11 protein-coding genes are annotated in these 13,499 nt (G+C 48.5%); 3 read left to right on the top strand and 8 right to left on the bottom strand.

Translation table 11 applies throughout. The features are described 5' to 3' along the window. Positions 1-5 precede the first annotated feature (5 nt). Positions 6-380, bottom strand: a complete 375-nt coding sequence (locus AB432_RS08390) for a nuclear transport factor 2 family protein (RefSeq protein WP_048031889.1) — start codon at positions 378-380, stop codon at positions 6-8. Between the two features lie 215 nt (positions 381-595). On the opposite strand from AB432_RS08390, the gene AB432_RS08385 reads away from it, so the two are divergent. Continuing rightward, a complete protein-coding gene (locus AB432_RS08385) occupies positions 596-1,438 on the top strand; it encodes a DUF92 domain-containing protein (protein ID WP_048031888.1) in 843 nt (280 codons plus the stop codon). Positions 1,439-1,507: 69 nt separating this feature from the next. Here AB432_RS08385 and AB432_RS08380 read toward each other — a convergent pair whose 3' ends face one another. Then, positions 1,508-2,710, bottom strand: a complete 1,203-nt coding sequence (locus AB432_RS08380) for an MFS transporter (RefSeq protein WP_048031887.1) — start codon at positions 2,708-2,710, stop codon at positions 1,508-1,510. Between the two features lie 133 nt (positions 2,711-2,843). Here AB432_RS08380 and AB432_RS08375 point away from each other — a divergent pair, with 133 nt between their 5' ends. Continuing rightward, positions 2,844-3,728 (top strand): LysR family transcriptional regulator, encoded by an 885-nt coding sequence (locus AB432_RS08375; protein ID WP_048031886.1) that lies wholly within the window; start codon positions 2,844-2,846, stop codon positions 3,726-3,728. A gap of 12 nt (positions 3,729-3,740) precedes the next feature. Here AB432_RS08375 and AB432_RS08370 read toward each other — a convergent pair whose 3' ends face one another. After that, positions 3,741-5,123: an MFS transporter gene (locus tag AB432_RS08370; RefSeq protein ID WP_048031885.1), complete on the bottom strand. Its 1,383-nt coding sequence runs from the start codon at positions 5,121-5,123 to the stop codon at positions 3,741-3,743. Positions 5,124-5,235: 112 nt separating this feature from the next. Here AB432_RS08370 and AB432_RS08365 point away from each other — a divergent pair, with 112 nt between their 5' ends. Further along, entirely contained in the window at positions 5,236-6,123 is an 888-nt protein-coding gene (locus tag AB432_RS08365; protein WP_048031884.1) for a LysR family transcriptional regulator, read from the top strand. A 335-nt stretch (positions 6,124-6,458) separates the two neighbouring features. On the opposite strand, the gene AB432_RS08360 is transcribed toward AB432_RS08365, so the two are convergent. The 5 genes from AB432_RS08360 to AB432_RS08340 all read right to left on the bottom strand — a co-directional run bounded on the left by AB432_RS08360 (position 6,459) and on the right by AB432_RS08340 (position 13,465). After that, positions 6,459-7,346, bottom strand: a complete 888-nt coding sequence (locus AB432_RS08360) for an ABC transporter ATP-binding protein (RefSeq protein ID WP_048031883.1) — start codon at positions 7,344-7,346, stop codon at positions 6,459-6,461. 4 nt (positions 7,347-7,350) lie between these two features. Further along, a complete protein-coding gene (locus AB432_RS08355) occupies positions 7,351-10,233 on the bottom strand; it encodes an ABC transporter permease (protein WP_235617726.1) in 2,883 nt (960 codons plus the stop codon). An 18-nt stretch (positions 10,234-10,251) separates the two neighbouring features. Next, on the bottom strand, positions 10,252-11,430 hold the full coding sequence (locus AB432_RS08350; RefSeq protein ID WP_048031881.1) for an efflux RND transporter periplasmic adaptor subunit: 1,179 nt from the start codon (positions 11,428-11,430) through the stop codon (positions 10,252-10,254). Beyond that, entirely contained in the window at positions 11,393-12,067 is a 675-nt protein-coding gene (locus AB432_RS08345) for an ABC transporter ATP-binding protein (protein WP_048031880.1), read from the bottom strand. Before AB432_RS08345 ends, AB432_RS08350 begins: the two co-directional genes overlap by 38 nt. 180 nt (positions 12,068-12,247) lie before the next feature. Beyond that, on the bottom strand, positions 12,248-13,465 hold the full coding sequence (locus AB432_RS08340) for an amidohydrolase family protein (protein WP_048031879.1): 1,218 nt from the start codon (positions 13,463-13,465) through the stop codon (positions 12,248-12,250). Positions 13,466-13,499 lie beyond the last annotated feature (34 nt).

Raw genomic sequence — 13,499 nt, 5'->3', positions numbered from 1 at the left:
TGACGTTAGAACATTCCATTCTCATTGGGAGAATCATCCGGTATGGGCTGGCCTACATCCCACAATTCGACGATTTGGTCGTTATGAAAACGGAAGATATGGACCACAGCTCCCCCAAGATCCTCTTGGTTTTGCTTCACATGAGAATGAACGGCAACGATATCTCCCTCTTCGATGGCACGTTTCACTTCGAGAATCTTATGAGGATTCTTTGCGGCGTTCTCTTCCATTGCGAGCATGAGAGAATGAGCATCCCCACGGAAAAAGGGATTATGGTGGCGGAAATTCGGACTAGTGTATCTTTGGTATGCTTCTCGCACATTTCCCGACGCTACCAGTTGCAAAAACGAGACCGCATTCTCTTTGAGAGAAGTCTTCATCACAGATCATCCTTTCTTTATTATGATACCCGTTCGTACAACACGTCTATCTATGCCCAACTTTTTGCATGTTTTAACGTTCTCGTAATATACTCCTTCATCGCTTGCGAAATCCACTTGTTTTTGTGGTAAACGACTTGCGCGAAAATAGGAAACCGCTCATCTTGCCCGCCGCGTTGAGGTATAATAGTTCAAAGCAAAGGGGGCGGGAGACTGTGGAGTGGTTAATCGGTCTGGCCTGCAGCGCTGGGATTGCGGGAGCGGCTTATGTAAAACGGTCGCTGTCCGGTTCCGGCTTTTTGGCGGCGGTGATGCTGGGCACTGTGATGTATGCACTCGGAAGCCCTATCTGGTTCGGCTCCCTCATCGCTTTTTTTGTCTCGTCCACCTTACTGTCCAAGTGGAAAAAGCATAAAAAGCAAGAGGCCGAGAGCGGTTATGAGAAAACGGGGAGACGCGATGCCGGGCAGGTGCTCGCAAACGGCGGACTCGGGCTCCTGATATGTGTAGCAAATTGGGCGTGGCCGCATCCGCTTTGGTGGTACGCGTTCCTTGGCGTGATGGCGGCGGTCACAGCCGATACATGGGCGACAGAAATCGGCGGCTTGAGCCGGAAGCCCCCGAGATCGATTAAGACGGGTCAGCGTGTACCGCCCGGCACTTCTGGCGGCATTTCTGGCCTGGGCATGGGTGCTTCGCTGGCTGGGGGACTATTTATCGGCGGTGCAGCGTGGCTGCTGCTGGCGGTACCCGGTCAACCCGCGCCGGATGGGCTCATACCTGCCCTCAGACTGGCAGCCTGGATTGGCATAGCAGGACTGGCGGGCATGGTAGGGTCACTGGTTGATTCATGGATCGGTGCGACATGGCAGCAAATGTACCGTTGCAGCGTTTGCGGTCGTGAAATCGAGCAGGCTCGTCACTGCGGCATACCAGCCGTGCGAATCCGCGGTCGCGCTGGTTGGAACAACGATGCCGTCAATGTCGCAGGCTCGCTTGCAGGTGGTGCTTTCGCCGTCTTTTTGGCGCTGGCATTCGGCTTATCGTTTGACCTATAAAAAAACGGAAAGACTTCGTATCACCAAACGATACTGAGTTTTTCCGTTTCTTTATTTTGGGACACAAGTCTAGGCTATTTTCGTCATTTTCTTCGCATTCTGAACCATTTTTGAGACGCACGCCCAAAGTATAAAGCCAATTAGAAGGAAGCCGACATTCATGCTGATGACGCCTCCCCATCCGTATGCGGACCAAAACAATCCGCCGAGTGTCCCTCCTACACTAGAACCCGTATAGTAGAAAAATAAATACAAAGAAGAGGCCTGTGCTTTGTTCTGTAAAGCAAGCTGTCCTACCCAGCTGCTCGCAACCGCATGCGCTCCAAAAAATCCAAAAGTAAAAAATCCAAGTCCTCCAATTTTTAGAATGAGATTCGCTTCCCACGTCAAGCAGACGCCGATCAACGCAAGGAATAAGCTAATGAATAACAGCTTTTGCTTACCATGACGATCGATTAACTTTCCTGTCCAGACAGAGCTGAACATTCCGATGATCATAATTAAAAATGTCCAACTTATCAATGTTTGGCTGAGTGAATATGGCTTTTCAATCAATACATAAGCGATGTAATTGAACAACGCTACATTACTTCCTAAAAGGATAAAGCCGATGACAAATAAACAAATGAGACTTGGAGCCTTTAGATGGTCCATTAAAGACAAACCTAACTTACTCATTACGAATGGGCGTGCCTTGAAATTTTGTGAGGGTGGTAAGGTGTTCCAAAAAATCAGTGTGGCAGCCAAGCTGATGAGACCTATCCCCCCTATTGCGATCTGCCAGCCGAAGTAGTCACTTATCATTCCTGAGAAAACTCTGCCAAACACAGCCCCAATGGAATTGCCACATATATAGAGACCCATAGCAGCTCCCAAACTTTTGGATTCGATTTCTTCTCCAAGATAGGCCATTGCTATGGAGGGTAAACCCGCCAATGAAATTCCTTCAATCGTTCGCAATACCAGGAGAACATGAAAATTCGAACTGAATGCTGTGAGAATACAAAACACAGATGAAGCGAGCATGGAAACGATCATGATCGGCTTGCGTCCCCATACTTCAGACAGCGAACCAAAAATGAGCATACTGGCGGCAAGAACCATGGTTGTAATAGAGAGGGAAAAGCTTGCTGTCGTTGGACTAACCGCAAATTCTCTTGAAAATTCCGGCATCAATGGCTGTACGCAGTAAAGAATAGCAAACGTATTGAAACCAGCGGCAAAGAAAGCAAAGCTGGTTTTGCGGAAGAGTGGCGTGCCTTGTTGTATCATGTGATCACCATATCATTTCAGGATGATTATGGTTTTATGGTATCACCATTTATCTATGATGTATAATTCATTATAATCATGTTTTCCATGCATTTATGTAATGAAAAATCCGGACGGAAAGTGGTGCTTTCGAATGGAATGGCAACAGTTCGAATATTTTCAAACTCTGGCAAGAATCCAACACGTGACACATGCTGCCGAAGCTCTCTCGATTTCCCAGTCTGCCCTAAGTCGTTCGATTGCCCGATTTGAGGATGAAATAGGCGTACCCCTGTTTGACCGTCAGGGACGTTCGATTCGGCTCAATAAATATGGTCATCTCTTTTTAAAGCGAGTCGAAACTATGATGAAGGAATTTCATGAAGGAAAACAAGAGATCATGGATTTACTTGATCCAGATAAGGGAGAAGTGTCTCTGGGGTTTCTGCATACGTTAAGTACCAGTCGTATCCCTGATTTACTGGCTTCTTTTCGCTCCCACTACCCAAACGTTCATTTTCGACTCGGACAAGGTCCCTCCCATATGCTTATGAATCAGTTGCAAGAAGGAGAATTTGACCTTTGTCTACTTGCTCCCATGGATATGAAATCTCCCTTTGTATGGAAGCCACTTTGGAATGAAGAGCTTTTTGTGATTGTCCCGAAAGACCATAAATATGCAAATCGTACCTCGATTACGTTGGAAGAGATTGCAAATGAATCCTTTATCCATTTAAAAGAAGGCTACTCCCTGCGTATCACTGTCGAGCAGTTGTTTCAAGAAGCAGGAATTACACCTCCCATTACATTTGAAGGTGAGGAAGCAGATACCGTTGCAGGCCTGGTCGCTGCTGGACTGGGAATCTCCCTTTTGCCCAATTTAAAGGGAACGGACCAGAGTAAGATTACACAAATCCCTGTCAAAAGCCCGAGGTGCCAACGGACAATTGGAATTGCTTGGGTAGAAGGGAGATATTTATCCCCTGCCACTGAAAAATTTAAACAATTTGTTATGAACCACGCCTGCGATTTTGAATAGGGATGGATGCACCTATGACTCCTCCACTTGCCTTGATTCCCGTCGCCAACTCATGAATACCAAAGACAATGCGATTGTCGTGAGGATCATGCCAAGCACTTGCAACCCCCCGGCGCTAAACGTATCTCCCATTACAATGTTGATCAATAATGAAGAGAGAATGGTTCCCAGGTATCTGGATGTATTAAATAATCCGGATGCTACTCCGATGATTTCTTTTGGAGAACTTTTGAACAAGGCTGCTTGCATTCCGACATTGTTTAACCCGTTGCTAATACCGAATGCAACTAACGCTACACACACACTGATCACAGGTGAATCTTGCTTTAACGTCACGAGCCACAATGACCCAAATGTCATCAGCATGGCGGATACGAACAATGCCGGTCGAGGGCCTGATCGATCAATCCATCGTCCTGCTAGTGGAGACACAACGAGTGAGCATAAACCTAAGCTGAGCATGAGAATTCCTGTATGGAACTCGCTGAGATGACGAGCCATTTGCAAGTAGGACGGAAGCCCGAAAAAAAGCGAATAAAAAAGGACATTAACGAGCATGAATTCGATATTGACCCACGTCATTGCAGGATATTTGGCGAATGTCCGTAGAGGAATAAACGGAGAAGTCGTTTTTAACTCATGTCGTACGAACCCCCCCAGTGTAACAAGGCCGATCCCTCCAACCATGATATGCCACCATGTGACATGTCCCGATGATTTTGCTGAAAGCAATCCCACGAGCAGTGCAACCAGTCCCACTGCGAAGAGCACGATCCCTGTTGCATCAATCAACTCCAACCATTTTCGAAAGGACATGTTATGTGCAACAGATGCTGTCGATTCATCCTTTGGAATCATCCTCCAGGCTAACAGCAAGCTCGCCACCACGAACGGAATATTGATGAGAAAGATCGCAGACCAATCCCAATAATGAATCAATACCCCGCCAATAAAAGGTCCAATGGCTGCTGCTCCGGATAGGAATATGGACAGTACGGAAAGCGCCGTTGCTTGTTTCTCCGTAATATGAATTCGTACAATGGCCATTCCAACCGCAACCATCATGCTTGTTCCGATCGATTGCACAATTCGGAATACAATGAGCCACCCAAAGCTTGGTGATAATGGAGCCAATAAGGAAGCTACGAAAGATACCACAAGTCCGGTAAGAAATATCTTCTTGCGGCCGAACAAATCACTTGCCTTTCCCATGACAGGTTGAGCGATCGCACTCGCAATGTAGAACGAGAAAATCATCCACGAAACAACCGTGAAGTCAAGACGGTACACATTTTGCAGCCTTGCAATCGCAACAGAAATCATCGAAGAATTTAATGGGTTCAACAATATCCCTAGTCCAACGGAAATCATCAACCACCTGTTGTGAGCCCCCATTTTCAGCCCTCCTTAAAGCGTATTGATGATATCGTACTGGAAACCAAACATTTACTCCAACGCATTTCATGTTATGATTTCATGGATTGAAAGGAATGAATGGAGGAGCGAAATGGAACTTCTTCAACTGCAATACTTTCTTACCGTTGCTCGTATGGAGCATATGACCGAAGCTGCACGAAGTCTGCATGTAACCCAATCGTCCCTAAGCAAAACGATCCAACGATTGGAGGAGGATCTGGGAGTACCTCTCTTTGATCGTACAGGGAGAAAGCTACGACTGAATGAGTTCGGAAGCAAATTCCTCAGCCGGGTGGAAAGAGCTTTGTTTGAATTGGAACAAGGGAAGCTGGAGCTTCGCGATTTGTCCAACCCGGAGCATGGCACGCTTGAATTAGCGGTGACTACTGCAAGCACGCTGCCCAATATCCTTCGAGCGTTTCGGAAAAAGCGGCCCGATATCCAATTCCATGTACAAATGCTCTCCACAAAGGAAATGATTACGCTTCTTCATAGAGGAGAGGTCGATTTTTGCTTGTCCTCCCCTCCTTTACAAGACGATGACATTGAATGTCAAATCGTCTTCATTGACCCTATTCTCGTAGCGGTTCCAAGGGGACATCGACTGGCAGACCGGAGCATGGTATCTTTGACAGAGCTGAAGGATGAATCGTTTGTCGGTGTAAAGAGAGGATACGGTACACGCGATTTCGTAGACGCTATATGCAAGTCGGTTGGATTTACACCTACCTATGTGTATGAGGGAGATGAACCTGCAAGGCTGATTCATCTGGTGGAAGCAGAAATTGGCATAGCCTTCATACCAAGCACAGCAAGAGATTCTCGCGAACAAGTCAGGTATCTTCCAGTCGAAAATCACGAATTGGTACGGGAAATCGCTTTATTATGGCACAAGAGTCGGTACATTTCGCGAGCTGCCCAAGAATTCCGTGACGTTGTTCTCGATTATTTTGGGGATGTTTGCAAACTTGAGAGGTGATGAATCATGAAATTTCACGATTGTCCAACTTGTAATACCAACAGTCAAGAATGTATGATCGTCATCGAGAATGCATTGCACCCTACAGCAGAGAGATTAACGTGCCGTATATGTTCCTGGAGCGGAAAGTGGTCGGACATGAAAGTGCGCGAGATTCCAGACGAACCAATCCCGGGCGTCGAACCGATTACCGACTATGGTGTGCTACATTCCGATCAAATTCGCCTTCGCTATACAGGAGGTTGTTGCCCTCATTGTGGGGGAGATGATCCTTTATGCTGGTGCCATGCATTTTAGGTGCAGGCAAATGAACACAAAAAACAGACACGTCACATTCACGTGTCTGTTTTTGTGGAGGCTACAGGCGCCTTCAGAATAATTCGATCTTCTTCCAGCTCGATTCGCAGCTTGCCGTCTGCCTGGATCGCCTGGAGGTACTCCATTGGGATCTGCAGCCTCCCTACTTGATCAAGCACCGCTAATTCCTCATGAGTGTCCTCGTTAGCTTCCTCATCTCGAGTCTCGGAAGTGTTTTCTTCCGTTCCTTTTCGCCGCAACAACTCGCTGGACGTTTTCCCATCCCTGATTGCTACGACGCGATCCACTTTACGCGCCAGCTCCAAGTCATGAGTCACGATGACCACCGTTAGCCCGAACGAACGGTTCAGCTCTTGAAACAAATCGAGAATGATAGCTGCCGTTCGAGTATCTACACTGCCAGTAGGCTCATCTGCCAAAAGTAGTTTGGGCTCGTTCGCCAACGCGATCGCGATGGCTACCCGTTGTTGCTCCCCGCCGGAAAGTTCGCTCAGCTTGTTCTTTTTTCGGTGGCCCAGCCCCACCAGTTCCAACAACTCGTGGGCCCGCTCCCTTTTTCGCTTACCCCGCAAAAGCATTGGCATCTCCACATTTTGCAGCGCAGATAGATAAGGGATCAGATTGCGGGCGTTGTTCTGCCAGACAAAGCCTACAGTCTGCAAACGATACAAAACCAGCTCGGAAGTTGTCAATCGAAATAAATCAGCTCCCGCGACAGAAAGTTTTCCTGCCGAGGGACGGTCCAGCCCTCCCAGCATGTTCAGAAGTGTTGATTTGCCGCTGCCACTATTCCCGATGATCCCCATCAGCTCTCCAGCCTCTACACGCAAATCAAGCCCTTGCAGCGCCACCACTTCCAGATCATTTGCCTTGTAGATTTTCACCAAATTTTCGCATACGATCATCTGCTTAGTCCTCCCCTAGCTTTACGGCTTGATGGATCTGCATCCGTGACAGCAGGATACCGACGATCCCGATTCCGATAACAAGTGTCACTGCCATGAACGTATAAATGATTTGTTCGTCTTGCGGCATCGAAATGACGGTAAAGGGAGGAACTTGCTTATCGGCATGCAAATAGAGACTGAGTGCAGGTAAAAACAGGCTATTTGCCAGCTTGCCCGCTGTCATTCCAATCGCAAAAGCGACGCCAAACGTCAAGAGCTGCTCCCACGCGAGTATGGCAAGAAGCTGTCTGAATGGCATTCCCATCGCACGGAACACGCCGTATTGCAATTTTCTGGCTCCCAGTGTAAGCACCCAGTACATCACGTAGCCAATAAAGGTGACCAGCATGGAAAGCAGGAATCCGAGCGTCAGCGATCCGTTCAGCCCCAAATAAAATGCGTTGTTTTTCATCTGGATGACTTGCTGTTTGGCGTTATTCAGCATGGCGAGCTTGACTCCCTCTTGAGACAAACCCTTGTAAAGCGATTCAGAAGACGATCCCTCTTTCATTTTGATCCAAACCTCATACGGCTCCAGGCGAATCTTGTCTTGTACGAACGGGAGATTAGCGACTACCAAATACTGTTCTTCCATTCTGCTGCCGTATGTGCTTTTTGCAGGCGTAGGATTCCATCCCGGCCAGTAATCCACGATGGCATACACAATCATTTCTACCCTGCGAGAATCCCCCCAACCGATCAGGATAGTTTGTCCCTCCACCACGTGCAGCTTGTCAGCGAGGCTGCGAGACAGCAATAAGGCACGTGGTTCTTTTGCTATCAGATTCAAATAATCGTGGAAGTGATGCGGCAGCAAGTCTGACTTCATCCAAGCGGTCTTTGCAAACTCCTTGGGGTCGATCCCCATCAAGGTGATGTCCTTCACAGGATCGCCCTGAAAAGAAGCCTCCGCCAGACCGTTCACAAAGACTTTTGTTGCATGCTCAACCTCAGGCAGTCGACTGTACACTTCGAAATCCGGCTCTACATACTGAACGGGAGGAGCTGCTGGCGCTTGTTCCACTTCTGCACCCTCACCTTCTTCCGCATTCTTTTCTCCCCGATAGACCGTTACTTCTGGTTTATCGCTCTGCCACTCTGCCTTCAAACGAATATCCGCGCCGATAAGGTAACGGATTCTCTCCTCTGCATTTTGATTGATCGTCCGTGCCATGCTTGCACTGAACATTCCTACTGCGACCGTAATCGTCACAAACAGCATAAGAAAATGATACTGTCGTGGAGCTCTCCCTACCTGAACCAGCGTCGTATGCAGAGAAAGCGGGAAGAAGGAGCGTCCTGCCCAAGACATCAGACGTAGGAGCCACGGATACAAACGGAGAAGCAGCAGGCCAAAACCGAGCGAAAACAGAACGGGCACAAAAAAGAGAAGGAAATCGATCGAGATGGCCGAAGCCCCTTCGCTCGTTTTTGCAGCGGTTTCAGCGGCGTTTTGATAGGAATACCATCCATACCACGAAACCGCAAGCAGCAATACGTCGAAAAACAGCCGATGCCAAATGGCAGGTCCACTCATTCTCGCCATGTTTTGCTTGTGTGTGACGATATTTTGCCTGGTTGCCAGAAACACAGAAATCAAAACGAGAGTGATACAGGCAAGCACCATCCACGCCGCATACACGAAAACTTCGCAGCTAATGGTAACATCCAAACCTTTGCGATCGACGAATTCGAGAAATCCATTCGAGATGCCGAGTATCTTGCTAAGCTGTATCCCCACAAATGGACCGATCAAGAAGGCGCATAACCCGAGAATGGAGATCTCCATGAAATAAATGGAAAAAATCTGCATTCTGCTGGCTCCCCTGCTGCCCAGCACCGCGATTTCCGTTCGTTGCCTTTCCACAATTAATCCCGAAACCATCACGAGATAAAGGCCCAGCATAATGAAAATGGGGATGTAGAGTGACCAGAGAATGGTTTTGAATTGCTTCTCTTGCTCATTGTATTTGCCCACGAGACCAGCCGCCGGAAACTGAACGTTGATCTCCGCTTTTTTCAATCCATGCTGTTGCAGCTTCCCTTCGATTCCGGCCACCAATGAATTCAGCTTCTCTGTATCGCTGATCCGAAATGATTGATAGTGAAGGGCCGTATACATCTGGGTTGAAATGACCAGATTTTTCTCTTCCAAAAACACACTCCGAAAAAGCCGTTCATCCAATACGAAGCCACTGGAGTATTCACTGGTGGAAGCGAACCAATAAGGATCGTTCCCCTCTTTTTCCTTGAAAACACCAACCGGCTTGATACGCACCTTGAGTCCTTCTACCTGGTTCGTGGTCAGCTCATACAAGCTGCCTAGCACCATCCGGCGGTCCTTTAACGCTTTTTCCGTTACCAGCGCTTCGTACACGCCATCAACGGGGGTTGCAGCAGGCAAGCGACCGTCGACAAGCGTCATATGCGTCTCCAGTCCGCTCAGCGAATAAATCCGCGAACTGTCGGAACTGATCGGGCTCTTCGGCTGTATGTTTTCCTGAATGGCAGCAAACGGAATGGTCCGCAATACTGTCACTTCTGCATACACCGGGACATCCAGTTGAGCGATTACTTCGTTTTGCAAATGAGCGGTCATCTCGTCTACAAGAACCGCCCCATTCTTTCCCAGCTTGTTTTGATTGACCGTGATCAGCAAGCCGCCGGGGAAGCGCTTCACATTCTTCTGGTATTCCTCCATATCCTTGGTCAACATGCGTTGGAGTACCCCTGACGTGAATGCGGGTATACTCGATACCAATCCGACAGCGACGATCAGCCCGATCAACAGACTACCGACCAGCCATCGGTTATTCATCATTTTCCGCAAGATCATTTGCAGCATCGCCACGACATTGTCCCCCTATTCCAAAATAACCAGTTGGCCTGCCGAAAGACCTTTGCGAATCTCAACCTCCGTCTGTGTCATGATACCGGTTTCCACGTCCACTTCCTTCTTGCTATTCCCGTCGAGCACCCGAACGTACTTCCTGCCCGATAAATCATGAAGTGCTTTTCTCGGGATAATAAGCGTCTGATCCTGCTTGTCCACAATCACTTCAATACTGACTCCTGTCCCGATCTCCAAGCCCTTTGGAGGGATTTTCGGTGCAATGAGTAGACTTCTCTGATACAGCTTCGTCAAATCCTCTGGTAAATTGGAAGGGACATGTAGGGGCGTCTGAACAACTGTCCCCTCACCTTTTTCGCCGTCTTTGCCCGAGAGAATCACTTTCATCCCTTCCTTAACATCTTGCAGCGCCTCTTTCTCGTGAGCAATATACATAACGAACAGCTCATTCGGATCGCCTATCGTTACGAGCTTTTGATGTGCTTCCACCTCATCTCCCACCTGCTCGTTGCTTGTAAACAGCACGATGCCGTCAAAGGGCGCGATCAGCTTGGTCTCGTTCCAACGCTGTTGCAGGTTCTTCAAGTCCATCTCTTTTTGCTTCACGTTCAGCCTGGCACGCTCCACCGCGTACTGCCGCTTCTTGGGATCCTGCAATTTCGCCAAGTCTAGCTTAACCTTTTCCAATTCGATCTTGGCTAGCTTGGTCTCGTTTACCTTAGCGTTCATTTCTGCCTTCAAAACGTCCAGCTTGGCGGATTCGACTTCGTAGTGATTATCCTGCTGGGCTTCAAGCAGCTCCAGCTTTGCCTTCTCCACTTCATACTGGGCCGACTCGATCGCCCTCTCCATTTCAGCCGCATCCAATTCAGCAAGTACCTGTCCTTTTTTCACCTGATCGCCGCCTTGGACCGAGAACGACTTTAGCCGCAGTCCCTTCGTCTCCGGGAAAGAGAGCTCCGCCGTTTTCACGGTCGTGAAGGAGGCGTTTCCTTTCACACTTTTTACGATCGTCCCTTGTAAAACCTCTGCCACCTCGTATTTGATAGGCGATGGCTCCACTAATGGCGGAGCCAGAACCTCCTCTTCCTTAGGGAATAGGGAACAGCCCGTCAACAAAACGAAAAAGCTCAAGTACGCCCATTTTATTTTGCTATTCCTTGATACGACCGTCCTCCAATTCATAGACATCGTCCGCCACCTCCATTACACCAGGATCATGTGTCGTCATGACAATGCTCATCGCACCTTCATCGACCAGTTGGCGAAACAAACGGCTAATTTGCAGACCCGTTTTACTATCCAGCTCAGCTGTCGGCTCATCCGCCAATAGTAGTGTCGGTCTGTTCGCAACAGCTCTGGCAATCGCACAGCGTTGCTGTTCTCCACCGGACATCTCAAACGGCCGATGATGCGCCCGTTTGGACAGTCCAACGATATCGAGCGATTCGCGAACACGCTCCCTCCATTCGGCAGCAGGCACCCCTGACAGGCGAAGTCCAAACTCGACGTTTTCCGCGGCTGACATCAGCGGAAGCAGGCCAAACGACTGGAAGATAAAGGCCATGTTCTTTCGCCTGATCCTCGTTCGCTCATGATCTGATAGCTGGCCGATTTCTCGTCCCTGAAAGTACACGCTTCCTACCGTCGGACGATCGAGACCACCCAAAAGGTTTAATAGAGTCGTTTTTCCTGATCCTGATCTACCTTTTAGTACGAGCAATCTTCCTGATTCTACGCGCATTTTTACGCCCGCAAGCGCTCTGACGGCAGTTGCCCCTCTACCAAACGTGCGTTCTACGTTTTTTGTCTCTGCAATGAACGACAAAATGACACCCCCGAATAAATATCTGAAAAATACAATATTTATCAATAGTAACTTAATTGGAAACTATTGTTTAATAAAATTGTAATAAATTGAGATAAATTATTATAAACGAAAATAAATTACAAAAAGAAAAAAGGCAAAACCCTGTGGTTCTGCCTTTTTCTTATTTCCATTTCGATTTTACAAAGCCCCAGAAACGACATTCCCACGGAACATCACAGCTTGGCGCTTCGCACGACGTGCAACTGCTTCTGCTGCCGAGGATGCATGAACGAATACGATATCCGCTTCGTCGCCAACATTCGGCCATAGGCGGTTGCCCTCTTTATCCAACGGCGTCTTCCCACCTGTAATGAAGCCCAGTGCTTGGGACAAGGAACGCTCGTCCTGCATGCGGAAGCGCTCTGCCAAGCGGCCTGCTTTTTCCAAGCTGTCACCTTGTCCAAATGGCGACCAGTGATCGGTAATACTGTCGTCTCCTAGCGAGACAGAGACACCTTTTTCATGCAGCAATGGGATTGGGATTGTTCCTCTATTCACTGGTACAGTGGAAGTGATCGAAATGCCCAAGCCAGCGAGCATTTCAGCTACGTCACCTGCTTCTTCCAGGCTGATGTCAGCAAGGGAGTTCGCATGGCTGATGGTAACGCGACCTTGCCACCCTGCTTCTTCGGTCATTTTAGCCAGACGCTTGAATGTAAACACTCCGAGATGATCCGGGTCATGCAAGTGAACGTCGATTGGTGCATTCGCTTCGACTGCCAGCTCAAAAATAGTTGCGAGCGATTTCTCGATGTTTTGATCCACTGTCGCCGGGTCTACACCACCAACATAGGTCGCGCCCATCTTCAAGGCTTGGCGGATATTCTCCACTTGGTTGCTTCGCAGGAGACCTTGCTGCGGGAAGGCTACAACCTCGCACTGCAATCTGCCGCTAAAGGTTTCCAGAGCTGCCATGGTCGCTTCCAGGTTTTTAAGTCCGATGTACGGATCGATATTGCAATGGGAGCGAATATGGGTGGAGCCTGCGGACAGCAGCAATTCCAGCATTTTTTCTGCGCGCTCCTGTGCGGTTGGCAACAGCTTCGGCATGAGCTGGCTCTCTTCTTCCAGTCGACCCAAGATGTTTTTCACTGGTGTCACGGCTTTCCAAGGACCGCCATAGTACGTTTTATCGATGTGGATGTGCATATCCCTAAATGACGGCAGTGCCAACAGACCACTGGCATCCTTCGTTGGCAGCTCGGTTTGTGGAGCAGCTCCACTCACGATCTGTGCAATTCGTCCGTCTTCTATTAATAGATGCGCCACTTCAGTATCTGTAGCAACCACCTTGTCATTTTCTTTGCGGTATCCGCTCTCCAAGCGGACGTTGGTAATCCAATAGGCTGTAGACATCTATCCATGACATCCTTTCTATTTAAAAGTAGTT

This window comes from Brevibacillus brevis, from assembly GCF_001039275.2.
GTDB lineage: Bacteria > Bacillota > Bacilli > Brevibacillales > Brevibacillaceae > Brevibacillus > Brevibacillus brevis_C.
Note: the sequence above shows the minus strand (reverse complement) of the source record. Positions and strands in the feature narration are given on the sequence as shown.